This is a genomic window from Streptomyces sp. NBC_00659, from assembly GCF_036226925.1.
Lineage (GTDB): Bacteria > Actinomycetota > Actinomycetes > Streptomycetales > Streptomycetaceae > Streptomyces.
This window is the reverse complement of record NZ_CP109031.1, coordinates 3,762,586-3,789,051: the sequence shown is the minus strand read 5'-3', so window position 1 is coordinate 3,789,051 and position 26,466 is coordinate 3,762,586. Positions and strand designations below refer to the sequence as shown.

19 protein-coding genes and 2 pseudogenes are annotated in these 26,466 nt (G+C 71.2%); 7 read left to right on the top strand and 14 right to left on the bottom strand.

All coding sequences use genetic code 11. From position 1 onward, the window contains the following. Positions 1-55 precede the first annotated feature (55 nt). The 10 genes from OG410_RS16295 to OG410_RS16250 all read right to left on the bottom strand — a co-directional run bounded on the left by OG410_RS16295 (position 56) and on the right by OG410_RS16250 (position 13,336). Positions 56-1,828, bottom strand: coding sequence for an IucA/IucC family protein (locus tag OG410_RS16295; protein WP_329299826.1), 1,773 nt, complete (start codon positions 1,826-1,828; stop codon positions 56-58). Beyond that, a complete protein-coding gene (locus OG410_RS16290) occupies positions 1,825-2,382 on the bottom strand; it encodes a GNAT family N-acetyltransferase (RefSeq protein ID WP_329299825.1) in 558 nt (185 codons plus the stop codon). The genes OG410_RS16295 and OG410_RS16290 overlap by 4 nt, the downstream gene beginning before the upstream one ends. Then, a complete protein-coding gene (locus OG410_RS16285) occupies positions 2,379-3,656 on the bottom strand; it encodes a lysine N(6)-hydroxylase/L-ornithine N(5)-oxygenase family protein (RefSeq protein ID WP_329299824.1) in 1,278 nt (425 codons plus the stop codon). Before OG410_RS16285 ends, OG410_RS16290 begins: the two co-directional genes overlap by 4 nt. Then, entirely contained in the window at positions 3,640-5,124 is a 1,485-nt protein-coding gene (gene desA, locus OG410_RS16280; RefSeq protein ID WP_329299823.1) for a lysine decarboxylase DesA, read from the bottom strand. The genes OG410_RS16285 and desA overlap by 17 nt, the downstream gene beginning before the upstream one ends. Positions 5,125-5,298: 174 nt before the next feature. Then, the gene (locus tag OG410_RS16275; RefSeq protein ID WP_329299822.1) at positions 5,299-6,156 is read right to left on the bottom strand and encodes a siderophore-interacting protein; all 858 of its coding nucleotides are present in this window, start codon (positions 6,154-6,156) and stop codon (positions 5,299-5,301) included. Positions 6,157-6,198: 42 nt separating this feature from the next. Then, positions 6,199-7,248, bottom strand: a complete 1,050-nt coding sequence (locus OG410_RS16270; protein ID WP_329299821.1) for an ABC transporter substrate-binding protein — start codon at positions 7,246-7,248, stop codon at positions 6,199-6,201. Positions 7,249-7,648: 400 nt separating this feature from the next. Beyond that, on the bottom strand, positions 7,649-8,809 hold the full coding sequence (locus OG410_RS16265; protein WP_329304141.1) for an acyl-CoA dehydrogenase family protein: 1,161 nt from the start codon (positions 8,807-8,809) through the stop codon (positions 7,649-7,651). A gap of 11 nt (positions 8,810-8,820) precedes the next feature. After that, the gene (locus OG410_RS16260; RefSeq protein WP_329299820.1) at positions 8,821-9,780 is read right to left on the bottom strand and encodes a hydroxymethylglutaryl-CoA lyase; all 960 of its coding nucleotides are present in this window, start codon (positions 9,778-9,780) and stop codon (positions 8,821-8,823) included. Beyond that, complete coding sequence (locus OG410_RS16255; protein ID WP_329299819.1) at positions 9,777-11,711, bottom strand: acetyl/propionyl/methylcrotonyl-CoA carboxylase subunit alpha; 1,935 nt, start codon at positions 11,709-11,711, stop codon at positions 9,777-9,779. The genes OG410_RS16260 and OG410_RS16255 overlap by 4 nt, the downstream gene beginning before the upstream one ends. Before the next feature lie 8 nt (positions 11,712-11,719). Next, positions 11,720-13,336 (bottom strand): carboxyl transferase domain-containing protein, encoded by a 1,617-nt coding sequence (locus tag OG410_RS16250; RefSeq protein ID WP_329299818.1) that lies wholly within the window; start codon positions 13,334-13,336, stop codon positions 11,720-11,722. 97 nt (positions 13,337-13,433) lie between these two features. Between OG410_RS16250 and OG410_RS16245 the strand changes: the two genes are divergently transcribed. The 5 genes and pseudogenes from OG410_RS16245 to OG410_RS16225 form a co-directional block, all read left to right on the top strand. Next, entirely contained in the window at positions 13,434-14,084 is a 651-nt protein-coding gene (locus tag OG410_RS16245) for an SACE_7040 family transcriptional regulator (RefSeq protein WP_329299817.1), read from the top strand. 109 nt (positions 14,085-14,193) lie between these two features. Further along, a complete protein-coding gene (locus OG410_RS16240) occupies positions 14,194-15,351 on the top strand; it encodes an acyl-CoA dehydrogenase family protein (RefSeq protein WP_329299816.1) in 1,158 nt (385 codons plus the stop codon). 34 nt (positions 15,352-15,385) lie between these two features. Continuing rightward, positions 15,386-16,258: an acyl-CoA thioesterase II gene (gene tesB, locus OG410_RS16235; protein ID WP_328452203.1), complete on the top strand. Its 873-nt coding sequence runs from the start codon at positions 15,386-15,388 to the stop codon at positions 16,256-16,258. 23 nt (positions 16,259-16,281) lie between these two features. After that, positions 16,282-16,566, top strand: a pseudogene (locus OG410_RS16230) (cation diffusion facilitator family transporter); the annotation flags it as partial. Between the two features lie 240 nt (positions 16,567-16,806). Beyond that, positions 16,807-17,079: pseudogene (locus OG410_RS16225) on the top strand (cation transporter); the annotation flags it as partial. Between the two features lie 234 nt (positions 17,080-17,313). Here the strand turns inward: OG410_RS16225 and OG410_RS16220 are convergent. Further along, positions 17,314-18,102 carry a phosphatase gene (locus OG410_RS16220; RefSeq protein WP_329299815.1) on the bottom strand — a complete coding sequence of 263 codons (789 nt, stop codon included), beginning with the start codon at positions 18,100-18,102 and terminating at the stop codon, positions 17,314-17,316. Between the two features lie 62 nt (positions 18,103-18,164). Beyond that, positions 18,165-20,105 carry a PucR family transcriptional regulator ligand-binding domain-containing protein gene (locus OG410_RS16215; protein ID WP_329299814.1) on the bottom strand — a complete coding sequence of 647 codons (1,941 nt, stop codon included), beginning with the start codon at positions 20,103-20,105 and terminating at the stop codon, positions 18,165-18,167. A gap of 261 nt (positions 20,106-20,366) precedes the next feature. Here OG410_RS16215 and speB point away from each other — a divergent pair, with 261 nt between their 5' ends. Together speB and OG410_RS16205 are read left to right on the top strand one after the other, a co-directional pair. Continuing rightward, entirely contained in the window at positions 20,367-21,335 is a 969-nt protein-coding gene (gene speB / locus OG410_RS16210) for an agmatinase (protein ID WP_326787619.1), read from the top strand. Next, positions 21,332-23,017, top strand: coding sequence for a thiamine pyrophosphate-binding protein (locus OG410_RS16205; RefSeq protein WP_329299813.1), 1,686 nt, complete (start codon positions 21,332-21,334; stop codon positions 23,015-23,017). Before speB ends, OG410_RS16205 begins: the two co-directional genes overlap by 4 nt. Positions 23,018-23,108: 91 nt before the next feature. Here OG410_RS16205 and OG410_RS16200 read toward each other — a convergent pair whose 3' ends face one another. Together OG410_RS16200 and OG410_RS16195 are read right to left on the bottom strand one after the other, a co-directional pair. Next, complete coding sequence (locus OG410_RS16200) at positions 23,109-23,912, bottom strand: endonuclease I family protein (RefSeq protein ID WP_329299812.1); 804 nt, start codon at positions 23,910-23,912, stop codon at positions 23,109-23,111. A gap of 215 nt (positions 23,913-24,127) precedes the next feature. Further along, positions 24,128-26,428 carry a glycosyltransferase family 39 protein gene (locus tag OG410_RS16195; protein ID WP_329299811.1) on the bottom strand — a complete coding sequence of 767 codons (2,301 nt, stop codon included), beginning with the start codon at positions 26,426-26,428 and terminating at the stop codon, positions 24,128-24,130. Positions 26,429-26,466 lie beyond the last annotated feature (38 nt).

Here is a 26,466-nt window from a genome sequence, read left to right as displayed (position 1 = left end):
TCCGGGGCGCCCGCCCGTCTCAGGAGCTCCTGGGAACGCACCAGGGGCCCGGTGATCAGAACCCGGCGATCGGGTTCTTCAGGGTGCCGATGAGCTGGAGCGCGCCCGACGGGTCCGCCAGGTCGACCATCTGCCGGTTGTCGCGCAGCTGGAGCCGGTTGAGGCAGGACAGCGCGAACTCGGGCGCGAACAGGTCGTACTGCCGGAACTTGTCCTCGAGTTCGGGCGTCGCCTCCTGGTAGGCGCGCACCGACTCGGCGACCGTCCGCCAGAAGTCCTCCTCGCCGAGGACGCCCTCGTCGGCCAACTGGGCCGCCAGGAACCGGAAGAAGCAGTCGAAGACGTCCGTGAAGATGGACAGCAGTTTCGTGTCCTCGGGGACCTCGACCCGGATCCGCTCCACCGCGGGCGGCAGCACCGCCTGCGGGTCCATGACCGCGATCTCCTCGGCGATGTCCTTGTAGACCGCCCGCCGCACGGCGCCGTCCTTCAGGACGAGGATGACGTTCTCGCCGTGCGGCATGTAGACCAGGTCGTACGCGTAGAAGCTGTGCAGGAGCGGGGTGAGGTAGGCGCGCAGATAGCCGCGCAGCCACTCCACCGGCGTCAGGCCCGACCGCTCGATCAGCGCGGCCGTGAACGAGGCGCCCTCGTGGTCGACATGGACGAGGGACGCCATCGTCGCCAGGGACTCGCCCTCCTGGAGAGAGGGGACCGGGCTCTCGCGCCACAGCGCGGCGAGCATCTTGCGGTACGGGGAGTACCGGTCGGTGGCCGCCTCGTACTCCAGGTGCCGGTAGCCGACGGCCGCCCGCTCACGGATGATCGACAGACCCGTCGACTTCAGCACCGGGTCGTTCTCGACGAGCTGGGCCAGCCAGTCGTTGATGGCCGGGGTCGCCTCCATGTAGGCGGCGGACAGGCCCCGCATGAAGCCCATGTTCAGCACGCTCAGCGCCGTCTTCACATAGTGCTTCTCGGGGCTGGTCGTGTTGAAGAACGTCCGGATGGATTGCTGGGCCAGGTACTCGTCGTCGCCCTCGCCGAGACAGACCAGGCGCCGCTGGGCGACCTCGGCGGCGAACGTCACCGACAGCTTGTTCCACCACTGCCAGGGGTGGACGGGTATGAGGAGGTAGTCCTCGGGGTCGAGCCCCCGCTCGCGCAGGATCCCGTCGAACCGCTCGACCGTCTCCGCGCCCAGCTCGTCGCGCACGAACGACTCGTACGCGATGCCGACGCCCGCCGTGAAGGCGGCCCGTGAGCGGTGCGCGGCCAGCCACACGAGCCGCACCGGGCTCGCGGTCTCGGGCGCGTAGGCGCGGTAGTCGTGCACACCGAAGCCCAGCCGCCCGTTGTTGGCGACGAAGCAGGGGTGCCCCTCGGTCATGCCGGTCTCGATGGCCTGGAAACCGGAGCCGGCCAGCTCGCGGACGGGGATCCGCGGCTTGGTGAGCTTGTAGCAGGTGCCCGCGAGGGTGGAGGAGATCTCCTCCAGGTAGACGGGCAGGATCTCGTCGCTCAGGCCGAGCGACTTCTTCAGCTCGACGAAGAAGTCGATCGCGGACAGCGGGAGTTCGTCGCCGTCCCGGTGCCGGGTGATCGACTCGGCGGCCACCTGCCAGTGGTCGAGGGACCACCTGGTCGCGGTGAACCGGTAGCTCGTCAGGCCGTCGTCGCCGCGGACCTCGTAGCGGCCGTCCGGCAGGGTCCGCGGGGCGATCAGCCGCTCGTGGGCGAACTCGGCGAGCGCCTTGCGGACGAGGAGGCGGTTGGCGAGGGCCCAGCGCTCGGGGGACAGGTGGGCGACGCTGTCGGCGAGGGTCATGCCGTCACCGCCTTCGTGAACTGCTCGCGGGTGCAGAAGCTCAGCAGGGCCTTCTTCTCCGGCTTCTGGATCTCCCGCACGGGCACGAAGCCGACGGCCTCGTTGAGGGCGTGCACGGCCGTGTTGTTCACATCGGGTTCGACGACGACGCGCTCGGTCGCCGGGTCGGCGAAGAGGTGCTCCATCACCGTGGTGATCACGGCCCGGGTGAAGCCGTGCACGGGGGTGTCGCTCGGGGCGACCAGGAAGTGCATGCCGACATCGCCCGGCTGCGGCTCGTACAGGCCGACGAGTTCGACGTACCGGGGGTCGTAGCGCTCCATCAGGAAGACGGGCTCGCCGTCCAGGAGACCGAGGAAGGCGTCGTGGTGGTCACTGGCCACGATGGCCATGTACTCGCGTTCCACGTCGTGCAGTTTCGCCTCCTGCATCATCCAGAAGGCGGACTTGGGGTGGGTCACCCACCGGTGCAGAACCGGCGCGTCCTCGACGGGGTCGAGGGGGCGGACGGTGAAGGTGCCGACGGCGGTGGAGGTGGAGGTGGAGGTGGTCATATGGCGAACTCCTGGAACGCGATGGTCTTCTCGACCGGGTAGTACTCGGTGCCGAGCAGCTCACGGATGATGGACGCGTTGCGGTACGGGCCCATGCCGAGGTCCGGCGAGGTGACCGAGTGGGTGTGGACGCCCGCGTTCTGCAGGAAGATCCCGCGCCCGGTGGTGTCGATGGCGTAGTTGCGGGCCACGTCGAAGTTGCCCTGGGTGTCGTAGCGGAGCCGGTCGCGGACCGGTGCGAGGAACGCGGGCTCGGCGTAGCGGTAGCCGGTGGCCAGTACCAGGCCCGCCGAGCTCAGTTCGTAGTCCTTGCCCTGCTCCTGCTGGCGGAACCCGAGGGTGTACGTGCCCTGGTCGTACCGTGCGCTCTCCAGTGAGGAGTTGGTGAGGAGCCGGGCGGGAACCGGGCCGCCGAGGTTCTTCTGGTAGAGCAGGTCGAAGATCTCGTTGATCAGCTCGCCGTCGATGCCCTTGAACAGGCCCTTCTGCTCCGACTGGAGGCGGTAGCGGGTCGGCTCGGGCAGCGCGTGGAAGTAGTCGATGTACTCCGGGGAGGTCATCTCCAGGGTGAGCTTGGTGTATTCGAGGGGGAAGAAGCGCGGCGAGCGGGTGACCCAGTTCAGCCGGTAGCCGTGGACGTCGATCTCGCCGAGCAGGTCGTAGAAGATCTCGGCGGCGGACTGGCCGCTGCCGACCAGGGTGATCGAGTCCTTGGCCTGGAGCTCTTGCTTGTGCTGCGTGTAGCGGGAGTTGTGGATGAAGTCGCCGCCGAGGTCCGCGCAGGAGTCCGGGACATGGGGCGAGGTGCCGGTGCCGAGGACCAGGTGGCGGGCGCGGAACAGCTCGCCGGCCTCGGTCCGCACGGTGTACACCTCGTCCTCGTACGTCACCTCCGCGACCGTCGTGGAGAAGCGGATGCTGCTCAGCTTGGCCGCGGCCCAGCGGCAGTAGTCGTCGTACTCGACCCGCAGCGGGTAGAAGTTCTCGCGGATGTAGAACGCGTACAGACGGCCCGATTCCTTCAGGTAGTTGAGGAAGGAGTACGGGGAGGTCGGGTCGGCGAGGGTGACCAGGTCCGACATGAACGGGGTCTGCAGGTGCGCGCCCTCCAGGAACATGCCGGAGTGCCACTCGAAGTGGGGCTTCGACTCCAGGAAGACGCCACTGAGTTCGGCGATCGGCTCGGTGAGGCAGGCGAGCCCGAGGTTGAAGGGCCCGAGCCCGATGCCTACGAAGTCGTAGGTGGTGTCCGTGGATTCAGCAAGCGCGGTCAAGGGACTCTCCCAGGTACTGCTCGGCGTGGCCGGCGATCAGGTCGAGGACGGCGGTGATGTCGTCCGTCGTGGTCTCGGGGTTGAGCAACGTGAACTTCAGGTAGTGGCGTCCGCCGACCTTGGTGCCCGCGACGACGGCGTCACCGGAGGCGAACAGGGCCTTGCGGGCATAGAGGTTGGCGCGGTCGATCTCGGCCGGGTCGGTGACGGCGGCCGGGATGTACCGGTAGACGAGGGTGGAGAGCGACGGCTGCACGACGACGTCGAAGCGCGGGTCGGCGGCGAGCAGTTTCCAGCCCTCGGCGGCCAGGTCGCAGACCTCGTCGAAGAGTTCGCCGATGCCGTCGGCGCCCATGACGCGCAGCGTCATCCACAGCTTCAGCGCGTCGAAGCGGCGGGTGGTCTGGAGGGACTTGTCGACCTGGTTGGGGATGCGCTCCTGGACCATGCGACGCGGGTTGAGGTACTCCGCGTGGTAGGTCGCGTGGCGCAGGGTCGTGGCGTCGCGAACCAGTACGGCCGAGGAACTCACGGGCTGGAAGAAGGACTTGTGGTAGTCGACGGTGACGGAGTCGGCCCGTTCGATGCCGTCGATCCGGTCCCGGTTCTTCAGTGAGGTGAGCAGTCCGCAGCCGTAGGCCGCGTCCACGTGCATCCAGGCGCCGAACTGGGAGCACAGCTCCGCGATTTCGGGCAGCGGATCGATGGAGCCGAAGTCGGTGGTGCCCGCGGTGGCGACGACGGCCATGGGGACGAGGCCGTCCTGCCGGCAGCGCTCCAGCTCGTGGGCGAGGGCGACGGTCTGCATGCGCTTGTCGTGGTCGACGGGGATCGAGACGACGGCGTCGGGGGCGAGGCCGAGGAGTTTGGCCGATTTCTTCACGCTGAAGTGGCTGGCCTCGGAGGCGAAGATCCGCAGCCTGCCGAGGTCGGCCCTCGTTCCCTCGCCCTCCCAGCCCTCCCAGCCCTCCCCGCCGGGCTTGGCCTCCTCGCGGGCCAGCAGCAGGGCCTGGAGGTTGGACTGACTGCCGCCGCTGGTGAACACGCCGTCGGCGGCCGGTCCGAGGCCGATCCGCTCGTTCGTCCAGTCGATGAGCTTGCGCTCGATGAGGGTGCCGCCGGCCGACTGGTCCCAGGTGTCCAGTGAGGAGTTGACGGCGGACAGGACGGCCTCGCCGAGCACGGCCGGGATGACGACCGGGCAGTTGAGGTGGGCGAGGTAGCGGGGGTGGTGGAAGTAGATCGCGTCCTGGAGGTAGACCTCTTCCAGCTCGTCGAGGACGGCCGTGGTGTCGTGCAGGGGCTTGTCGAGGTCGATCCGCTCGATGCGGGGAGCGAGGTCGTCGACCGTGACACCCGTGAACGGGCGGTCGGTGGTGGCGAGTCTGGCCGCCACCCGCTCGACCCCTTCGGTCACGGAACGGCGGTACCGGTCCGCGGTGGTGTCATTGAGCAGGTGCGAGCGCATGTGGGGGTCCTCCGTGCGGGGGAGAGTCCGAGCGGGACAGGAGAAAGGGCGGAGTCGCGACGTTCAACTAAGGTTAGCCTAACCTAAGTTAACCGTGCGACCCCGCCCCACCTGGTCTTTCGTGACGCACGCCTCGGTCCGGACTGCCGGGAGGCGCCTGCGGGTGCCCGCGAACTACTCGCCCTGCTCCCGCAGTTGTTCCTCGCTCAGGCCCTGCCGCCAGTAGCCCACGAAGGTGACCCGCCTGCGGTCGATGCCGCGCTCGCCCACGAGATGGCGGCGCAGCTCCTTCACGCGGCCGGACTCACCCGCGATCCAGGCGTACGGGGCCCGGGCCGACGGGAGTCGGTCGTTCCGCAGCGTGTCGAGAGCCGACGGGTGACTCCCGGCGGTGAGTTCGTCCCGTACGAGCCAGGTGATCTCGGCGTCGGCCGAGGTCACCAGATCCTGGATGTCGGCGGCGTGGTGGACCTCCAGCCAGGCGCGGACACGCAGCCCCGCCGGCAGCGATTCGAGGATGGCCGAGGCGGCGGGAAGGGCCGTCTCGTCGCCCCACAGGACCACCAGGTCGGTGTCCGCGGGCGGCCTGAAGCGGATGGCCCGGTTGTCCGCCATGGCGGGCCCGAGCAGCACGACACGGTCACCGGCCCGCGCGCCGGACGCCCAGCGCGCGGCGGGCCCGGCGGGGACGGCCGCACCCGGCTCCAGGCCGTGCAGCGCGAAGTCGATGTCGATCTCGTCGGGATCGCGGCGCAGTTCGCGCAGGGTGTACGAGCGCATCACCGCCCGTACGTCGTCGGGCAGTTCGCGCCAGCCCTGCCACCAGCCGTCGCCGAGTTCGATCGGCACGGCCGGCTCGCTCTGGCCGGGGTGCGGGAGGAACAGCGACAGGGACTGGTCCCGCCCGTCGGAGTGGAAGTCCACCAGGTCGGGTCCGCCGAAGGTCACCCGGAGCAGAGACGGGCCGAGCCGCCTCGTCCGTACGACCCGGAGGGTGAAGAAACGGAACGGGGCGGCTACGGCCGTCGTCATGTGCACTCCTGAGTGATCGTCAGGTGGTCACCGCGGAGGGTGTCAGGCGACCTTCTTGGCGTTCTCGATGGCTTCGGCGAGGCGCTCGATGATCGGGGTGCACTTGTCGTACGACAGGATCGCCTCGGGCGTGCGGGCGATGACCTGGCCGGCCTTGACGGCGGGCAGCTTCTTCCAGGTGGCCTCGGTGATGTCGGCCGGCTGGATGGTCGCGCTGCGGTCGTCCATGATGATGATGTCGGCCGGGTACTTGTCGACGTTCTCCCAGCTCAGGTTCTCGAACCAGCCGCCACTGGCCTTCAGGGCCTTGGCGGAGGGCTCGACGATGTTCACGCCGAGCGCCTTGAAGTACTCCAGGTCGATGGAGAGGTTGGAGCCGGAGACGTAGAAGATGTCCTGGCTCGCGGAGCCGGCCAGCACCTTGATCTCCGGGCGCGCCTTGGCGGCCTTGCGCAGCCGCTCGGCGGCGGCCTCGAACTTCTTCTTCGCCTCGACGGTCTTCGCGGACTTCACGTCGGCGCCGAGGGACTCGGCCAGCGCGTACATCCGCTCCAGGGACTGCGGCATCTGACGGTCGTAGACGGAGATGCCGACGCTCGGCGCGAGCTTGAGGATCTTGTCCTTGGACTCCTCGGGGACGTACCAGAGGGTGCCCGCGGTGTCGAACATCGTGGAGATCAGCACGTCGGGGGCGAGACCCGCGTACTTCTCGATGTTGAACTGGCCCCACTCGTTGCCGAGGACCGTCAGCTTACTGACGTCCATGTCGCCGGCCTGGACATCGGCCTTGCCGTCCTTGGTCGTGGTCGGGCCGAAGACGCCCTTGACCTCGACGCCGTAGTCGAACAGGGCGGCGGCGACACCGGTGAAGGCGACGATGTTCGCCGGGGTCTTGTCCAGCTTCACGGTCGTGCCGCGGTCGTCCTTGAACGTCCACGGGCCGGACTTCGCGGCGGCCTTCGTCGACTCCGAGCCACCGTTTTTCGAAGCGTCGTCGTCGCCACAGGCGGCGAGGACGGCGCCGAGGCCGAGGGCGCCGCCGGCGGCGAGGACGCCGCGACGGGAGAGGCGGGTGGCACGGGCGTTGGGCATGAGTGTGGCTGCTTTCGACACGGGGCGGGAGCGCCCGCCGGACTCGTTCGAAGGTAGGTTAGCCTAACCTCAGCTCGTGTCCAGAGGGCGGGTGCCGCCGCCGGGCCCGGGTGCCGGACTCGCCGTGTCGCAGGCCGGCGTGCACGCCTGCCGATATCGGTTGTCGATCTCCCTTCACCGTCTCTCGAAGCACTTCAACAACCCTTGTTCCAGCAAGAGTTGATGGGCCGTAAGACGTGGAGGGGCGACGGCGGGCGGACGCGGGTGGCCGCGGGCCGACTGCGCTCCGACCTGACCTGACCTGACCTCAGCAGACCAGATCCGGACCAGACGTCCGGCCGTGCGCCCCACGTCCCGCGGCCCCCGGTGGTGTCCGGGAGCCGCGGGCACGGTGCCGGGATCAGCCCGTGAGCCCCAGCTCCCGGGCGATCAGCATCCGCTGGACCTCGCTCGTACCCTCGCCGATCTCCAGGATCTTGGAGTCGCGCCACATGCGGGCGACCGGGTACTCGTTCATGAAGCCGTAGCCGCCGTGGACCTGGGTGGCCTCACGGGCGTTGTCGACGGCGATCGTGGAGGAGTACAGCTTGGCGATGGCCGCCTCCTTCTTGAAGGGCTCGCCCGCCACGAGACGGGACGCGGCGTCGCGCCAGCCCACGCGGGCCATGTGGGCCTTCATCTCCATGTCGGCGATCTTGAACTGGATCGCCTGGTTGGCGCCGATCGGGCGTCCGAACGCGTGCCGCTCCTGGGCGTACTTGACCGACTCGTCGACACAGCCCTGCGCGAGTCCCGTGGCCAGCGCCGCGATGGCGATGCGGCCCTCGTCCAGGATGCGCAGGAACTGCGCGTAGCCGCGGCCCTCCTCGCCGAGCAGGTTGGCCGCCGGGACCCGCACGTCCGCGAAGGACAGCTCACGGGTGTCGGAGGCGTTCCAGCCGACCTTCGAGTACGGGGCCGCGACCGTGAAGCCCGGGGTGCCGGAGGGGACGATGATGGCCGAGATCAGCGGCTTGCCGTCGGGCTTGCGGCCGGTGACCGCGGTGACCGTCACCAGGCCCGTGATGTCGGTGCCGGAGTTGGTGATGAAGCACTTGCTGCCGTTGATGACCCACTCGTTCGTCTCGGGGTCGAGGCGCGCCGTCGTACGGGTCGCGCCCGCGTCCGAGCCGCCGTCCGGCTCGGTCAGGCCGAAGGCGCCCAGGATCTCGCCGGAGCAGAGCCGGGGGAGCCACTCCCGCTTCTGCTCCTCGGTGCCGAAGAGGTGGATCGGCATGGCGCCCAGCGAGACGCCCGCCTCCAGGGTGATGGCCACGGAGGAGTCGACCCGGGCCAGCTCCTCCAGAACGATGCCGAGCGCGAGGTAGTCGCCGCCCATGCCGCCGTACTCCTCGGGGAACGGCAGCCCGAACAGGCCCATGCGGCCCATCTCCCGCACGATCTCGTACGGGAACTCGTGCCGCTCGTAGAAGTCGCCGATCTTCGGCGCCACGACGTCGTGGGCGAACGCCTCGACCGTACGGCGGAGTTCTTCGAGTTCGGGGGAGAGACGGTGGTCCAGGGACATGCGGATCACTCCTGGTGGGACTGAGTCGTTTTACCGAGTGCTTTGACGGTGCGGGACGGGCTGGGTCGGCCCAGTTGTCCGGCCATCCACACGCTTGTGGCGGTGAGGCGGCCGAGGTCGACCCCGGTGTCGATACCGAGGCCTTGGAGCATCCATACGAGGTCTTCCGTCGCGAGGTTGCCCGTCGCGGACTTCGCGTACGGGCAGCCGCCGAGGCCGCCCGCGGAGGCGTCGACGGTGGCGACGCCGTGCTGGAGAGCGGCCAGGGTGTTGGAGAGCGCCTGGCCGTAGGTGTCGTGGAAGTGCACGCCGAGCGCGCTGGTGGGCACGCCCTCCTCGTTCAGCTCGGCGAGCAGGGCCTGCACATGGCCCGGAGTCGCCACGCCGATCGTGTCGCCGAGGCTCAGCTCGTCACAGCCCATGTCCCTCAGCGCCTTGCACACGCGGACGACCTGATGGACCGGGACGGGCCCCTCCCACGGGTCGCCGAAGCACATCGAGACATAGCCGCGGACCGCGCGGCCGGCGTCCTTCGCGCGGCTCACCACCGGCTCGAACATGGCGAGCGACTCGTCGACCGTCCGGTTGAGGTTGGCCTTCGCGAAGGACTCCGTCGCGCTGGCGAAGACCGCCACGTGCCGGGCGCCGAGCGCCAGCGCCCGCTCCAGCCCGCGTTCGTTCGGCACCAGCACCGGAAGCGCCACCGGCAGGTCGGCCACCTGCGGGAACAGCTGTTCCGCGTCGGCCAGTTGGGGAACCCACCTGGGGTGGACGAAGCTGGTCGCCTCGATCGTGGTCAGCCCCGAGTCCGCGAGGCGCCGGATGAACTCCGCCTTCACCTCGGTCGGTACGGTCGCCTTCTCGTTCTGGAGCCCGTCGCGCGCGCCGACCTCGTAGATCCGCACCCGCGCGGGCAGGTCCTGCGCCGGTACGGCCATCGGCAGGCCCAGTTCGGAAGTGCTCATGCCGTCTCCGCCTCCTCCACGGGGGTGATGACCGCCAGGATCTGGTCCATGGCGACGGTGGTGCCCGGTGTGACGTCCAGTTCGCTGACGGTCCCGGCGTGCGGCGCGGAGATGACGTGCTCCATCTTCATCGCCTCGACCACGAGCAGGCTCTGTCCGGCGGCCACCTCGTCGCCGACGGCGACCTTCACGACGGTCACCGTGCCGGGCATGGGCGCGGTCAGCGAGTCGGCACCGGCGTGCGCGGCTCCGGTGAGCGACGCGGCCACCGGGTCGTGATCGCGCACGTGCCAGGCGTCGCCGTCGCGGCCGATCCAGTCGGCGGCGCGGTGGAAGGTGTGCCGCACCCCGTCGAGCGTCACCGCGACCCGGTCGGCGGTGACCGTGTGGGTGCCGCGCGGGGTGTACTCCACGGGGTCGAGGACGCGCAGGCAGAAGCCGACCGGCTTCGGCGTGCCGCCGAGCCGCCAGCCGCTCGGCACCGAGAACGGGTCGGTCCAGCCCTCGCCCGCAGGCGCCAGGGCGGCGAGCCGGACGGCCGCCGCCGCCTCGTACACCTCCTCGGGCACCCCGTCCGGGACCAGGCCCTCCGCCTCCCGCTCGACCAGACCGGTGTCCAGGTCGCCGGCCACCACGTCCGGGTGGGCCAGCAGACGGCGCAGGAAGCCCGCGTTCGTCTGGACGCCCAGGGTGACCGTGTCGGCGAGGGCGGCCCGGAGCCGGCGCAGCGCCGTCGGGCGGTCGGGGCCGTACGCGATGACCTTGGAGAGCATCGGGTCGTAGAGGCTGCCGACCTCGGTGCCCTCCGTCAGGCCCGAGTCGGTGCGCACCCCGTCGCCCTGCGGCTCGTGCAGCGCGAGCACGGTGCCCCCGGAGGGGAGGAAGCCGCGCGCCGGGTCCTCGGCGCAGATCCGGGCCTCCACCGCGTGCCCGGTGAGGCTGATGTCCTCCTGCGCGTACGGCAGGTGCTCGCCGGCGGCGACCCGCAGCTGCCACTCGACGAGGTCGAGGCCCGTGACCAGCTCGGTGACCGGGTGCTCCACCTGGAGGCGGGTGTTCATCTCCATGAAGTAGTACGAGGACGGGTCGCCGCCGGGGACGATGAACTCCACCGTGCCCGCGCCCCGGTAGCCGCAGGAGCGGGCCGCCTGGACGGCCGCCTCTCCCATCGCGGCGCGGGTGGCGTCGTCGAGGAGCACACTGGGCGCCTCCTCGATGATCTTCTGGTGGCGGCGCTGGAGGGAGCACTCGCGCTCGCCCAGGTGCACGACGTTGCCGTGCCCGTCCGCCAGGACCTGGATCTCGATGTGCCGGGGCCGGTCGACCCAGCGCTCGACGAGAAGCGTGTCGTCGCCGAAGGAGGCCCGCGCCTCACGCCGGGCGGCGGCGATCTCGTCGGCCAGGACCCCGATGTCCCGCACCAGGCGCATGCCCTTGCCGCCACCGCCCGCGCTCGGCTTCAGGAGCACCGGGACGCCGATCTCACGGGCGGCCGCGATCAGCTCCGCGTCCGTCAGACCGCTGCCCGAGGAGCCGGGGACGACCGGGACCCCGGCCGCCTTCACCGTCTCCTTGGCGCGGATCTTGTCGCCCATCAGGGAGATCGCCTCGGCGGACGGGCCGATGAAGACCAGCCCGGCCTCCGCGCAGGCCCGCGCGAAGGCGGCGTTCTCGGCGAGGAAGCCGTACCCCGGGTGCACCGCCTGGGCGCCGGTGCGGGCCGCCGCCTCCAGCAGCCGCTCCACCGACAGATAGCTCTGAGACGCGGGCGCCGGTCCGATCCGCACCGCCGTGTCGGCCTCCCGGACGTGCCGGGCGTCCGCGTCCGCGTCCGAGAAGACGGCCACCGAGCGCACGCCGAGCGCGCGCAGGGTGCGGATGACGCGTACGGCGATCTCACCCCGGTTGGCCACAAGCACTGTGTCGAACATGGGTCCCCTCACATCCGGAAGACGCCGAACTGGGGGTCACCCAGGGGCGCGTTGGCGCAGGCGGTCAAGGCGAGTCCGAGGACCTGCCGGGTCTCCATCGGGTCGATCACTCCGTCGTCCCAGAGCCGGGCGCTCGCGTAGTAGGCGTTGCCCTGCTGCTCGTACTGCCGGCGGATCGGGTCCTTGAAGTCCTCTTCGTCCGCGGCCGGCCAGGACTCGCCGCGCGCCTCGATCTGGTCGCGCTTGACGGTCGCGAGGACCGAGGAGGCCTGCTCGCCGCCCATCACGGAGATCTTGGCGCCGGGCCACATCCACAGGAAGCGCGGCGAGTACGCCCGGCCGCACATGGAGTAGTTGCCCGCGCCGTACGAGCCGCCGATCACGACGGTCAGCTTCGGCACGCGGGTGCAGGCGACGGCCGTCACCATCTTCGCGCCGTGCTTGGCGATGCCGCCGGCCTCGTACTGGCGGCCCACCATGAACCCGGAGATGTTCTGCAGGAACACCAGCGGGATGCCGCGCTGGTCGCACAGCTCGATGAAGTGGGCGCCCTTCTGGGCGGACTCGGAGAACAGGATGCCGTTGTTGGCGACGATCCCGACCGGGTGCCCGTGGATCCGGGCGAAGCCGGTGACCAGGGTCTGCCCGAACTCGGCCTTGAACTCGGCGAAGCGCGAGCCGTCGACCACGCGCGCGATGACCTCGCGTACGTCGTAGGGGGTGCGGGAGTCGACCGGCACCGCGCCGTACAGCCCGTACGGGTCGACCTTGGGCTCCGCCGCCGCGGTGACCTCCCAGGGGAGCTTCCCGCGCGCGGGGAGTGTGGCGACGATGGTGCGCACGATCCGCAGCGCGTGCGCGTCGTCCTCGGCGAGGTGGTCGGTGACGCCGGAGATCCTGGAGTGGACCTCGCCGCCGCCCAGTTCCTCGGCGGTCACCACCTCACCGGTGGCGGCCTTCACCAGAGGGGGCCCGCCCAGGAAGATCGTCCCCTGGTTGCGGACGATCACGGCCTCGTCGCTCATCGCCGGCACATACGCGCCGCCGGCCGTGCAGGAGCCGAGAACGGCCGCGATCTGCGGGATCCCGGCGCCGGACATCCGCGCCTGGTTGTAGAAGATCCGCCCGAAGTGCTCGCGGTCGGGGAACACCTCGTCCTGCATGGGCAGGAAGGCGCCTCCGGAGTCGACGAGATACAGACAGGGCAGACGGTTCTCCAGCGCCACCTCCTGGGCGCGCAGGTGCTTCTTCACCGTCATCGGGTAGTACGTGCCGCCCTTGACGGTGGCGTCGTTGGCGACGATCACGCACTCGCGCCCGCTCACCCGGCCGATCCCGGCGATGACACCGGCGGCCGGGGCCGCCCCGTCGTACATCCCGTCGGCGGCGAGCGGCGCCAGCTCCAGGAACGGGGAGCCGGGGTCGAGCAGGGCGTCCACACGGTCGCGGGGCAGCAGCTTGCCGCGCGCGGTGTGCCGCGCGCGTGCCTTCTCGCCGCCGCCGAGCCGCGCCGCGGCCAGCTTGTGGCGCAGCTCCTCGCCCAGCGCGCGGTGTGCCGCCTCGTTGGCCCTCCAGGCCTCCGACGCGGGGTCTGCCGCGCTCGTCAGCTCCGGTGCCTCTTGCATCCTGCGGTCCCCTCACCAGGTGATCGACCAGTTAATGAGCGTTAACGCAACTCCTTCAGGTTAACGACCGCTAACCCGCCTGTCTAGAATTGATTTCATGGCCACCAGAACAGACGCCCCCACCCGGCGCGAGCAGATCCTCAGGGAAGCCGCCCGGCTCTTCGCCGAGCGCGGTTTCCACGGCGTGGGAGTGGATGAGATAGGAGCGGCGGTCGGTATCAGCGGCCCCGGTCTCTACCGGCACTTCGCCGGCAAGGACGCGATGCTCGCCGAACTGCTGGTGGGGATCAGTGGGCAGCTGCTCACGGGCGGCAGGCGCCGGGTGGCGGAGGCCGACGGGGGCGCGGAGACGCTCCTCGACTCGCTCATCGAGGGGCACATCGACTTCGCGCTCGACGACCGCCCTCTGATCACCCTGCACGACCGCGAGCTGGACCGCCTGCGGGACAGCGACCGCAAGCTCGTGCGCCAGCTCCAGCGCCAGTACGTCGAGCTGTGGGTGCAGGTGGTCCGTGACGTGTACCCGGAGCTCACCGAGCCTGCGGCCCGTTCGTCCGTGCACTCGGTCTTCGGTCTGCTGAACTCGACCCCCCACCTGGGGCGGCCGGGCGCGCTCCCGGGGCGCGCGGGGACCGCCGAGCTGCTGCACCGGATGGCGCGGGGGGCCTTCGGCGCGGCGGCCACGGTTCCCGAGGCAGCCATCGTGGTCTCTGAGGTTCCCGTGGTTCCCGTGACGCCCGGGGCGTGACGAGCGTCTCGGGGGGCGACCCCTGGACGGCGCTCGTGACCGACGGGTAACCTCGTATCTGAGCAAGCGCTTAGAAATAACCCCAGGTATCCAGGCGGAGGTGGCGGCGGTGCGCCGTACTGTGTTCAACGAGGACCACGAGGCGTTCCGGGAGACCCTGCGCGCCTTCATCGAGGCCGAGGTCGTCCCGGTCTACGACGAGTGGTTCGCCGCCGGCCAGGCGCCGCGCGACTTCTACTACAAGCTCGCCGAGCTCGGCGTCTTCGGCATCCGCGTGGACGAGGAGTTCGGCGGCGCCGGCATCGACTCGTACAAGTTCGAAGCCGTGATGTACGAGGAGACCGCGCGCGCCGGTGTCCAGTTCGGCGGCTCGGGTGTGCACGTGCTGCTCGGCCTGCCCTACCTCAAGTCGCTCGCCACCGAAGAGCAGAAGAAGCGCTTCCTGCCGAAGTTCGTCAGCGCCGAGGAGATGTGGGCCCTCGCGATGACCGAGCCGGGCACCGGCTCCGACCTCGCGGGCATGAAGACCACCGCCAAGCTCTCCGAGGACGGCACGCACTACGTCCTCAACGGTTCCAAGACCTTCATCACCGGTGGCGTCCACGCCGACCGCGTGATCGTCTGCGCCCGCACCTCCGCGCCCACCGCCGAGGACCGCCGCTTCGGTATCTCCCTGTTCGCCGTGGACACCAAGTCCGAGGGCTACTCCATCGGCCGCAAGCTCGACAAGCTCGGCCTGCGGACCTCCGACACCGCCGAGCTGGCGTTCGTCGACGTGAAGGTGCCCGTCGAGGACCTCCTCGGCGAGGAGAACAAGGGCTTCTACTACCTCGGCCACAACCTCGCCTCCGAGCGCTGGGGCATCGCCTTCGGCGCCTACGCGCAGGCCAAGGCCGCCGTCCGGTTCGCCAAGGAGTACGTCCAGGAGCGCACCGTCTTCGGCAAGTCGGTCGCCTCCTTCCAGAACACCAAGTTCGAGCTGGCCGCCTGCCAGGCCGAGGTGGACGCGGCCGAGGCCGTCGCCGACCGCGCCCTGGAGGCCCTCGACGCCGGTGAGCTGACCCCGGCCGAGGCCGCCAGCGCCAAGCTGTTCTGCACCGAGGTCGCGCACCGCGTCATCGACCGCTGCCTCCAGCTCCACGGCGGCTACGGCTTCATGAACGAGTACCCGATCGCCCGCCTGTACGCGGACAACCGGGTCAACCGCATCTACGGCGGGACCAGCGAGATCATGAAGACGATCATCGCCAAGGACATGGGCCTGTAAGGCCCGCGAAAAGACTGCGCGGTACAACTGCCTTATGAGCGAGGCACTTCAGTCCCTCCTCGATCTGCTCGATCTCGAGCGGATCGAGGAGGACATCTTCCGCGGCCGTTCCCGGTCCGCCGTCGTCCCCCGGGTCTTCGGCGGACAGGTGGCGGCGCAGGCGCTGGTCGCCGCCGGGCGCACGGTCCCCGAGGACCGGCTCGCCCACTCCCTGCACGCGTACTTCCTGCGGATCGGCGACCCCGGCGCACCCATCGTGTACTCCGTGGACCGCATCCGCGACGGCCGCTCCTTCACCACCCGCAGGGTGGTCGCGGTCCAGCACGGACAGCCGATCTTCCACCTCTCCGCGTCCTTCCAGACGTACGAGGAGGGCATGGAGCACCAGGCCCCGATGCCGCCCGCGCCCGACCCGGAGACGCTGCCCACGGCCGCCGAACTGCTTCCGCTGTACGCCGACGTCTTCACCGACGCCGAGGTCGTGGAGCGCATCCTGGAGGCCCGCGAGTCCGTCGATCTGCGCTACGTCGACGCACCGCCGTACGCCACCGTCGGCGAGGCCCGCGAGCCGCGCTCCCAGGTGTGGTTCCGCACCAACGGCAAGCTCGCGGACGACCCGCTGCTGCACGTCGTCCTCGCGACCTACGTCTCGGACATGACGCTCCTCGACTCCATCCTGCTCGCGCACGGGCGCGGCGGCTGGGTGACCGGCGACGTCGTCGGCGCCTCGCTCGACCACGCGATGTGGTTCCACCGCCCCTTCCGCGCCGACGAATGGCTGCTGTACGACCAGGAGTCGCCGTCCGCCTCGGGCGGCCGGGGCCTCGGCCAGGCCCGCATCTACACCCAGGACGGCCGGCTGGCCATCTCGGTGATCCAGGAGGGCGTGGTTCGCGTCCCCCGGTAGGCGTGGCCCGGTAAGACTGGGGCATGACCGACGCAGCGCAGGACTCCGGCAGCGGCGAGAGCGTCTTCACGGTGATCGTCGCCGCCGCGGCCAATCTCGGGATCGCCGTCGCCAAGGCGGTCGCCGGTGTCATCAGCGGCTCCAGCGCGATGCTGTCGGAGGCCGCCCACTCCGTCGCCGACACCGTCACGGAACTGCTGCTGCTCACGGCACTGAAACGGAGCGAGAAGCCGGCGGACGGGGACCATCCGCTCGGCTACGGACCCGAGCGCTACCGAACACTTGCCCAGTACTCCACCCTTCAGGGTGAAGGTGAAGGGCATCCTGTTCATAGCGGCCCGGAGAGCCGCAGCGGCATGGCTAGGATCGCCTTGCCGGACAACAGAGTTGTCCGGCCTACCGCCGGACGGGCGGGAAGTCAGGCCTGCGGAGGCCACGTAAGACCGACCTTCACCGGTCGGCGGAGGCCCGTGAAACAGGAACCCATGGTGGTGCTGCGGAGCAGTACGGACCGGAATCACCTGCCCTCTGGCAGGTGAGGGCGTCAAATCTGGGCCCTGCTCGCCGCCTTCGTCGGCGGCGCGGTCTTCTCCATCTACGACGGCGTCCACACCCTGGTCGCCGGGGAGGAGCCTGGCGCCCCGCTGGTGTCGTACATCATGCTGGCCGTCGCATTCTGTCTGGAGGGCTTCTCCCTCCGGACGGGACTGCGGCAGACACGCGGTGAGGGCGCCCGGGTCGACGCCCCCTTCCGGACCTACCTCCGGCGCGCCCCCGACACCGCGGTCAAGGCCGTCGTCATGGAGGGCTCGGCCGCGCTCGGGCCGAGGAGCGGATCCGGTCGGTGCTCCCCTCGGTGAGCAGGGTGTACCTGGACCCGACACCGGGCCACACCCAGCGGCGGTCCGAGGGGCTGAATCCCTGGCCGTGAGCGGAGCCCGCGCCGCGCGGTCCGGTGGCGCGGCACGGCGAACGTCGTCCAGGAGCCCGTCCGCGCCGGGCGCGCCCCCGGACCGGCCGCCGGGATCCGGGCCGGTGTCCGAGGGGCCCTGGGCTCAGGCCAGGCCCGCTTCTCTCAGCAGATACGCCGTCATCGGGTCGTAGTGGCGCGGGCTGAGGACGTGGTCGTCGAGCGGGACCACGACCTGGAGCGTGCCCTCCGACTCGGCGAGGAAGAGCGCCGGGTCGTTGCTGTCGGCGTATCCGACGGAGTCCAGGCCCCGCTGGCCCGCGAAACCGGCCCAGCCGTGGTCGGCCACGACCAGGTCGGGCAGCGGACGGCCCTCCCGCTCCAGGCCGTTGAGGATCGCGCGCATGGGCTCGCCCGAGTGCGTGTGCCACAGCGTGGCGCCGTGCTCCAGCACCGCCACGTCCGCGAACTGCATGAGGTAGCCCTCGTCCGTCTGGAGGCCGTCCGGGATCACCACGATCTCGCAGCCGGCGGCGCGCAGGGCGGCGGCCGTGGCCCGGTGCACGTCCAGCAGCCCGCCGGGGTGACCCGTCGCGAACAACACCCGCTGACGGTCCTCGGCCGCCTTGCGCAGCCGGCCCGCGAGACGGTCCAGCGCGTCCACGGTCAGCTCGGGGTCGATGGTGTCCTGGCCGTAGCGGTACTCGGGGTCGTCGTTGACGCCGACCCGCTCCGCCATCACCGCGAGCACGTCCTGCTCGTCGGCCCAGCGGTCGCCGAGTTCCAGTCCGAGCCACCAGTTGCGCTCGCCGTTCGCCAGCTTGCGGTAGTGGGAGAGGTTGTTCTCGCGGGGCGTGGCGACATCCCCCGCGATACGGGTCTTCACGAGATGGTCGACGAGTTCGGCGCGGCTGGGCGTCCCGGGTATCGGCATACCACCATTGTGCCGGTGCCCTCGGGCCCCGGGTGCGGCCGTCCCCGTCGCTGGGACGTGCGTCACTCGGGTGTTCGGGCCGCGGGGCCGTCCGGCGTGCCCCGCGGCCCGTCCTCCCTGAGCGCGAACCACAACTCCATCCGTACGTCCGGGTCGTCGAGGTCCGTGTCCAGCAACGCGGCGCAGCGGGCGATGCGTTGGCGGACGGTGTTGCGGTGGACGGAGAGGGCCACCGCGGTGCGGTCCCAACTGCCGTGCAGGGAAAGCCAGGTGCGCAGTGTCTCGGTCAGGGCCGGAGTCCCGGCGACGGGGGCGAGGAGGGTCTGGGCGTGGTCCTCGGCGTCCGCCGGGGGGACGAGGTCGGCGAGCGCGGGACGGTCGCCGTGCCGGACCAGGGCCGCCCGGGTGGCGCGGGCGCGGGCCAGCGCGCGGGCTGCCTGGGTGTCGGCGGCCGCCCACCCGTGCGGGCTCGCGGGCGCGCTGATCCCGCAGGTCCAGCCCGGCTGCGCGGCGGGCACGCGGTCACCGGGGACGAGGACGCGGACGACCTCGCCGCCGACGTCCACCAGCGCGGAGCCCAGCGCGGCGGCCAGCGCGGACGCGGAGACGGCGTCCGGGGCGGGGCCGTCCCCGGCGGGGCGCGCGTGCACGACCACCCACCGGTCACCGCCGAGAAGGGGGGCCACCGCCTCGGGTGCCGCCCCGAGCAGCAGCCGTACCAGGGCCGCCGACCGCGCGGCCCCGCTCGTGCTCTGGTGCTCCCCGGTGAGGAGGGAGAGCAGCACGGACGCGACGGAGGCGATCGTGTGGTCGCCGGGGTCGCGCCGCGGTGAGGCGACGCCCAGGACGAAACCCTGGCCGCTGCCGAGCGCGTACGCCGTGAGATGGACACCGCCCACGGTGTCGGTGGCCGAGGCCGGTGCGGGGCCCTGGGCCTTACGGGGCCGCACGACACCGGCGAGCTCGCCGAGCACGTCATCGGGAGACCCCCCAAGGACCGGGGGGACGCGAGCCGCCGGGTCGGCCGCAGACGCGGGACCACCGGGAGCCACCGGGCTTCCCGGACCTGCCGGGCCTGCCTGAGCTGTCGGGTTCCCCGGACCCACGGGGTTCCCCGGACTCGCGGGGTCGGCCGGAGCTGTCGGGCTGCCGGGAGTCGCGGGGCTGCCGGCAGCCGGCGGGCCTGCCTGAGTCGTCGGGCTGCCGGGAGACGTCGGGTTTCCCGGACCCGCCGGGTCGGCCGGAGCTGTCGGGCTGCCGGGAGTCGCCGGGTTTGCCGTGGTCGGGTGGGGTGCGGGGGCGGCCGGGGCGGGCCGGGGTGCCTCCGGCGTTCGGGACGGCGGGACGGTTCCGGCCCGGGCCAGCTCCGTGCCCTCCGGGCCGTACAGCACCGCCCAGCCGTTCACCCGCCGGGCCAGCTGCCGCAGTACCGCCGGCACCGGATCCGGGCGGGCGGCGGCGGCCGCCAGACTCTGCTGGGCCTCCGTCACCCGGCGCAGCTCGGCCAGCCGGGCCTGGGCCATGAGCTGCCACACCGCGCGGGCGACGCCGGAGAACGTCGTGCGGGGCGGGACCTCCAGCAGCGGCAGCCCGTAGGTGTCGCAGGCCGCGACGAGGGCGGGCGGGACGGTGTCGTGGACCGGCGCCAGGCCGAACCCCAGGGCCGCGCCGCCCGCCGCGACGATCCGGGAGACGTAGCCGTCGAAGTAGTCCTCGGGGCCGGGGGTGTCCTCGCCGGGACCGGCCGCGGCGGGCACGTGGACCCCGGCTGTCAGCAGCAGCTCGCCGCCCAGCAGGTACGGATACGGGTCGGCCATCTCCGAGGTGTGGGCCCAGTGGATCACCGTGTCGGGCTCCGCGGGCCCGGCGATCAGGCGCAGGGCCAGGTCCTCGCGGGCCAGCAGTGCCGACAGCGGCACCGGAGGGGTCGGCGGCACGGCCGGGACGGACACGGCCGGGACGGACGGTGGCGGTGAGTCTGGCACGATGGATACTTCCTCCATCCCGTTCGGATCGAATGGATGAAACGTACACTTCGCAGCCGCTTTCCGGCCACCTAGGGTCGGTCTCGACCCCGCAGTCGCGGGTGCGGACGGCCGTCGGCGGTTGTCCTCGTGACCAGTCGCCGGCCCGCCCGTGTCCCCGCGCGACACGTCAGCGCACACCCGCACGGGTTCCGGTCCGGTCCGGAACTCGTCGAGGAGTCGTGTCACTCGTGCCTGGTCATACTTGTGTGACAGGCGTAGGAAAGAAGGCAATACCTCATGAGCAGCAACGAGACGCCCCGCGGCCCCGTCGACTCGTCCCGTGTCCCGCGGTACGCCGGCCCCGCGACCTTCGCCCGGCTGCCGCGCCTCGACGAGGTCGGCACCACCGACGTCGCCGTCGTCGGCGTGCCGTTCGACTCCGGCGTCTCGTACCGGCCGGGCGCCCGCTTCGGCGGCAACGCGATCCGCGAGGCGTCCCGGCTGCTGCGCCCCTACAACCCGGCGCAGGACGCCTCCCCGTTCGCCCTCGCGCAGGTCGCGGACGCCGGTGACATCGCGGCGAACCCGTTCAACATCAACGAGGCCGTGGAGACGGTCGAGGCCGCCGCCGACGAGCTGCTCGGCACCGGAGCCCGCCTGATGACCCTGGGCGGCGACCACACCATCGCGCTGCCCCTGCTGCGCTCGGTCGCCAAGAAGCACGGCCCGGTCGCACTGCTCCACTTCGACGCGCACCTCGACACCTGGGACACCTACTTCGGCGCCGAGTACACCCACGGCACCCCGTTCCGCCGCGCCGTCGAGGAGGGCATCCTCGACACCTCCGCGCTCTCCCACGTCGGCATCCGCGGCCCGCTGTACGGCAAGCAGGATCTCACCGACGACGAGAAGATGGGCTTCGGCATCGTCACCTCGGCGGACGTCTACCGCCGCGGCGCCGACGAGGTCGCCGACCAGCTCCGCCAGCGCATCGGGAACCGCCCGCTCTACATCTCCATCGACATCGACTGCCTCGACCCGGCGCACGCGCCCGGCACCGGCACCCCGGAGGCGGGCGGCATGACCTCCCGCGAGCTCCTGGAGATCCTGCGCGGACTCTCGTCCTGCAACCTGGTCTCGGCCGACGTCGTCGAGGTCGCCCCGGCGTACGACCACGCCGAGATCACCGCCGTGGCCGCGTCGCACACCGCGTACGAACTGACCACCATCATGTCCCGCCAGATCGCGGAGGCCCGGAACAAGTGACCCACGACCACGACCTGGTTCTCCGTCCCTCGGCGGCGCAGACGGAGGCCGCGCTCAACCCGCCCCCCGGCCGCAACGGCGGAGACCTGGTCGTGGAGACCCTCTCCGGGCTCGGCGCGACGACCGTCTTCGGGCTGCCGGGCCAGCACGCGCTCGGCATGTTCGACGCGCTGCGCCGCTCCTCGCTCCGGTACATCGGACTGCGCGTCGAGAACAACGCGGGCTTCGCGGCGGACGCCTACGGCCGGATCACCGGCGAGGCCGCGCCGCTGCTGCTGTCCACCGGTCCCGGGGCGCTGACCTCGCTCGCCGCGCTCCAGGAGGCGCGCGCCGCCTCGGCCCCGGTCCTCGCCATTGGCAGCCAGGTCCCGACCGCGGGACTCGGCGGCGGCCGCCACGGCTATCTCCACGAACTCCCCGACCAGCAGGCGTCGTTCAGGGGTGTCGTCAAGTCCGTCCACACGGTCCGTACGCAGTCGCAGATCCCCTCCGCGATCGCGGCGGCCTGGGAGTCGGCGCTGACCGCCCCGCACGGACCGGTGTGGGTGGAGATCCCGCAGGACGTCCTGCTCGCCGAGACCTCTCTGCCCCAGGTCACGGCGATGGACGCGACCCCCGAGGACCTCGTCCCGCGTCCCGAACTGACCGCGCTGGCGGCCCACTTGCTGTCCTCGGCGGCCCGTCCCGTGATCATCGCGGGCGGCGGTGTCGTCCGGTCGGACGCGTCCGGCAAGCTGAAGTCCCTCGCGGAGAAGCTGAACGCGCCGGTCGTCACCACGTTCGGCGGCAAGGGCGCCTTTCCCTGGATCCACCCGCTCTCGCTCCAGTCCTGGCTGGAGGACCGGCACACCACGGACTTCCTGGAGGACGCGGACGTCCTGCTGGTCGTCGGTTCGGGCCTCGGTGAACTGTCCTCGAACTACCACACGTTCAAGCCCCGCGGCCGGGTGATCCAGATCGAGGCCGACCTCGGCAAGCTGGAGTCCAACCACCCGGCGCTGGGCATCCACGCGGACGCCCGTCTCGCGCTGTCCGCGCTTCTGGAGACGGTCGGGGAGCGCCCCGACCCGTCGGCGGCCGGGCGCGTGAGCACGGTCCTCGCGCGGGTGGCGGAGCGCATCGCCGCCCAGGAACTCACCCTGGAACAGGACCTGCTGGCATCCGTCCGCCGGGCCCTGCCGGCCGGTTCGCCGTCCTTCTGGGACATGACGATCCTGGCGTACTGGGCGTGGTCGGCCTTCGACCCGCGGGGAAAGAACACCATGCACTCCGCCCAGGGCGCGGGCGGTCTCGGCTACGGATTCCCGGCGGCGCTGGGCGCGGCGGCGGCCGATCCCACCCACCCCGTCCTCGCGGTCTCCGGCGACGGCGGCGCGCTGTACTCGATCGCCGAACTCGCCACGGCCCGGCAGTACGGCCTGGACGTCACCTGGCTGATCGTCGACGACGGCGGCTACGGCATCCTGCGCGAGTACATGACCGACGCCTTCGGCCAGGCGACCGCCACGGAACTGTCCCGCCCGGACTACGTGGCCCTTGCCGAGTCCTTCGGCGTCCCGGGTGTCCTGACGACCCCCGGGACGCTGGAGGAGGATCTGGCCAAGGCCCTGGCCACGCCCGGCCCCTCGGTGGTCGTCCTCCCGGCGCTGCTGCGGATGTTCGCGCCGACCCACCTGGACTGAGGGCCGGCCCTCGCCGGGGCCGGGAGTCACCCCGGGGCCTCTCCCGTCCGGAAGAGGCCCCGGGGCACGGGGAAGGGCCGGGCCCGCCCGTCTACCAGATCGCCTCGACCCACTCCGGGTGGTCGATGAACGGGTTGCGGTTGTGCTGGTAGGTGTCGTAGATGACCTGGTTGCGCTTCTCCTCGAAGGCGCTCGGCGGGTCCGCCTCGTTCCATGCCTTGAGGATCGAGAGCTTGCCCATGTAGGGGTTGCTGCCGTTGCCGACCTTCTCGTTGGGCTCCAGGTTCGCGAAGCCGTCGTCGCCCTCGTAGCGCACGGCCATGTAGAGGATCATGCGGGCCACGTCGCCCCGGTCCGCGGCGCGAGGCGCGAAGGAGTCGGAGTCGACGGTGCTGCCGCCGCCGTTGGTGACGGCGCTGCCGCCGTTGTCGAAGTCCAGGTTGCCGCGGATGCTGTTCACCTGGACGTCCGCGGGACGCAGGTGGTGCAGGTCGGTGCCGGGGCCGGTCACCTCGCCGAAGTCGCCGTGCGACTTGGCCCAGGTGTGCTCGCGGTTCCAGTCGCCGACGTCGCCGCCGTTGAGGGACTTGGCGCGCGAGACACCGCTGTACAGCAGGATCACGTTGCTGCTGTTGTTCGGGTCCTGGTCGGTGGCCATCAGCGCGTTCCAGACCGCGGAGTACGAGATCTTGGTCTGGCTGCTGATGATGGTGTGCAGCGAGGACTTCAGGCTGGTGCCGGTCTTGCCGACCGCGTTCTTGTAGTACGTCGAGTCGTACGCCGTCGTGGTCGCCGCGGCGGGGGTCGCGGTGAGGGCGGGTGCGGTCAGGCCGACCAGGACGGCAGCGGTGGCCAGGGCCACGGATTTCCATCGGTATGTGCGTGTCGCCAGCATGTGGGGGTCCGATCTACGCGGGTTGATGGGAGGCGGCAATCGCGAGAATGACATGAACATGTAGGCTTGGCAATGAATCTGACATGTCTTTCGGATGACGGGAACGGGCAAGTCGGGAGCTGTCTACGCGAGTTGATTGCCCGACGGGGTGAGGGACGGTACGGGAACGGCCCCCGGCGGGGAGCCGGGGGCCGTTCGGGTGTGGAGGGGCGCTGTCAGCTGACGTCCGAGGGATCCAGACGGTAGAGAGTCGACGTCGACTGGCTGTTCTGAGCCTCGGAGCTCGAACCCGAACCCGACTTCGACTCGGAACCCGACTCCGACGTCGTGGTCTTGCTGTACTCGCTCTCCTTCACCGCCGTGGCGTTCTTCTGCACCCAGGCGGTGACGGCCGAACTGGCGCTGTTGCCGCCGCCCATACCGCCGCCCATGCCTCCGCCGCCGATCTGGATGTAGTGCAGTTCGCCCTTCTTCACCAGCTCCTTGAGCTTGGCGACCGTCATGCCGTTGTCGCTGCCGGTGAAGCCGAACATGGAGATGACGGGCTTGTGCGTGCTCAGGATCAACTGCCCGGCGCTCTGCGAATTGGACACCGCGAGCAGCCACTCGGCGCCGTCCTGGTGCTTCTCCAGATACGAGATCAGCTCGCTGCTGGTGTCGCCGCCCATGCCGCCACCACCGCCGCCGAAGCCGCCCCCGCCGGGCTGACCGCCCGAGCCGTTCGGGGCCGTACCGCCGGGAGCCGTGCCGTTCTCACCGCCGGGGAAGCCGCCGCCCTGGCCGTTCTCGCCGCCGCCCGGGAATCCGCCGTTCCCGCCGCCTTGCGGGGCACCGCCGGGCAGTTCACCGTTCGCACCGCCGCCGGGCGTCGTCTGACCGCCTTCCTGGCCGGTCGCCTGGCCGCCCTGCCGGGTGCCGCCGGGCAGCTCGCCACCGCCCGGCCCGCCGCCGTTGCCGCCGAAGCCGCCCCGACCGCCACCGCCGCCGAATCCGTTGCCGGTCGACGGACCGGCGGTCGGGTTGGTGCCGCCCATGCCGCCGCCCGTACTCGCCGGAACGGCGACCGCGTACGCCGTCGGACCCGCGAGGGCCGCGACGATCGCGGCGGTCACGGACACGGCCAGCAGCCGGGCGCGCCGGCCGGTGCGGAAGAGGACCAGGCCCACGATCGCCAGCACCATGACCACCGCGACGGCGGGCCACAGCCAGGCGTTCCAGTCGGTGGCCCGGCGCAGCAGCACGACCGCCCAGACGCCGGTGACCGCGAACCCGGCGGGCAGCACCCACGACCAGCGCGCGTCGCCGCCCCGGAAGGCGCGCAGCAGCATGACGCCGCCGCCCCCGCACAGCACCGCGATGCCGGGGGCGACCGCGGTCGTGTAGTACGGGTGCATCGTGCCCTCGGCCATGGCGAACGTCAGGTAGTGCAGCAGCATCCAGCCGCCCCACAGCACCAGCGCGGCGCGGGTGAGGTCGGTGCGCGGGGCGCGCCCGCACAGCACCAGACCGCCGACGAGGGCGACGGCCGAGAAGGGGATCAGCCAGGAGATCTGGCCGCCCAGGATGTCGTTGAACAGCCGGCCGAGGCTCGCGGTGCCGGAGAAGCCGCCGCCCCCGCCCCCGCCTCCGCCCCCGCCTCCGCCGCCGTTGCCCTCGCCGCCGAGGACCCGGCCGAGGCCGTTGTAGCCCGTGATCAGGTCCCAGGCGGTGCCGTCCGTCGAGCCGCCGATGTAGGGCCGGTCGTCGGCGGGCACGAGGGACACGGCCGTCGCCCACCAGAAGCTGGAGACGGTCAGCGCCACGCCCGCGAGCGCCAGGTTCAGGATCCGCTTCCGGAGCGTCGGCGTGGCCGCGTAGAGGTAGACCGCGAAGACGGCGGGCAGTGCGATGTAGCCCTGGAGCATCTTCGTGTTGAACGCGAGGCCGAAGCAGGCGGCCGAGCCGAGCAGCGGCAGCAGCCGGCCGTTCGTGGTCGCCCGCAGGGCGAGGGCCGCGCCCGACACCATGAGGAACACCAGCAGGGTGTCGGGGTTGTTGTCGCGGTTGATGGCGACCGTGATCGGGGTCAGCGCGAGCACCAGGGCGGCGACGGCCGCGGCGCCGTGACCCCACACCCGCTTCACCGAGGCGTGCAGGATCCAGATGGTCGCCAGCGCGACGAGGATCATCGGCAGCATCATCTGCCAGGTGCCGAAGCCGAGGATCCGGCAGGACAGGCCCATCACCATCAGCGCGAGCGGCGGCTTGTCCACGGTCATGAAGTTGCCCGCGTCCAGCGAGCCGAAGAACCACGCCTTCCAGCTCTGCGTGCCGCTGAACACGGCGGAGCTGTAGAAGCTGTTCAGGCCGGAGCCGGACAGGTTCCAGGAGTAGAGCACCGCCGCCAGGATCAGGATCGCGATCAGTGCGGGGAGCGACCAGCGGGGCGAGCCCGTCGGGGGCGCCGTGGGCGTGACCGGCGGCGGTGAGTCGGGAGTCGCGGTCGGGTGGGGGTGTGGGTCGGTGGCAGATGTCACCACTGCACCGTGCAGGCGCCGGATGGGTGACGGCTGTG

Excerpts from the sequence above, each read along its gene's own strand:
- OG410_RS16295 (WP_329299826.1), bottom strand. The coding sequence starts at position 1,828 with ATGACCCTCGCCGACAGCGTCGCCCACCTGTCCCCCGAGCGCTGGGCC.
- OG410_RS16290 (WP_329299825.1), bottom strand. The coding sequence starts at position 2,382 with ATGACCACCTCCACCTCCACCTCCACCGCCGTCGGCACCTTCACCGTC.
- OG410_RS16270 (WP_329299821.1), bottom strand. The coding sequence starts at position 7,248 with ATGCCCAACGCCCGTGCCACCCGCCTCTCCCGTCGCGGCGTCCTCGCC.
- speB (WP_326787619.1), top strand. The coding sequence starts at position 20,367 with ATGAGCAGCAACGAGACGCCCCGCGGCCCCGTCGACTCGTCCCGTGTC.
- OG410_RS16220 (WP_329299815.1), bottom strand. The coding sequence starts at position 18,102 with ATGCCGATACCCGGGACGCCCAGCCGCGCCGAACTCGTCGACCATCTC.
- OG410_RS16275 (WP_329299822.1), bottom strand. The coding sequence starts at position 6,156 with ATGACGACGGCCGTAGCCGCCCCGTTCCGTTTCTTCACCCTCCGGGTC.
- tesB (WP_328452203.1), top strand. The coding sequence starts at position 15,386 with ATGAGCGAGGCACTTCAGTCCCTCCTCGATCTGCTCGATCTCGAGCGG.
- OG410_RS16260 (WP_329299820.1), bottom strand. The coding sequence starts at position 9,780 with ATGAGCACTTCCGAACTGGGCCTGCCGATGGCCGTACCGGCGCAGGAC.
- OG410_RS16215 (WP_329299814.1), bottom strand. The coding sequence starts at position 20,105 with ATGGAGGAAGTATCCATCGTGCCAGACTCACCGCCACCGTCCGTCCCG.
- OG410_RS16255 (WP_329299819.1), bottom strand. The coding sequence starts at position 11,711 with ATGTTCGACACAGTGCTTGTGGCCAACCGGGGTGAGATCGCCGTACGC.
- OG410_RS16200 (WP_329299812.1), bottom strand. The coding sequence starts at position 23,912 with ATGCTGGCGACACGCACATACCGATGGAAATCCGTGGCCCTGGCCACC.
- desA (WP_329299823.1), bottom strand. The coding sequence starts at position 5,124 with ATGCGCTCGCACCTGCTCAATGACACCACCGCGGACCGGTACCGCCGT.
- OG410_RS16245 (WP_329299817.1), top strand. The coding sequence starts at position 13,434 with ATGGCCACCAGAACAGACGCCCCCACCCGGCGCGAGCAGATCCTCAGG.
- OG410_RS16250 (WP_329299818.1), bottom strand. The coding sequence starts at position 13,336 with ATGCAAGAGGCACCGGAGCTGACGAGCGCGGCAGACCCCGCGTCGGAG.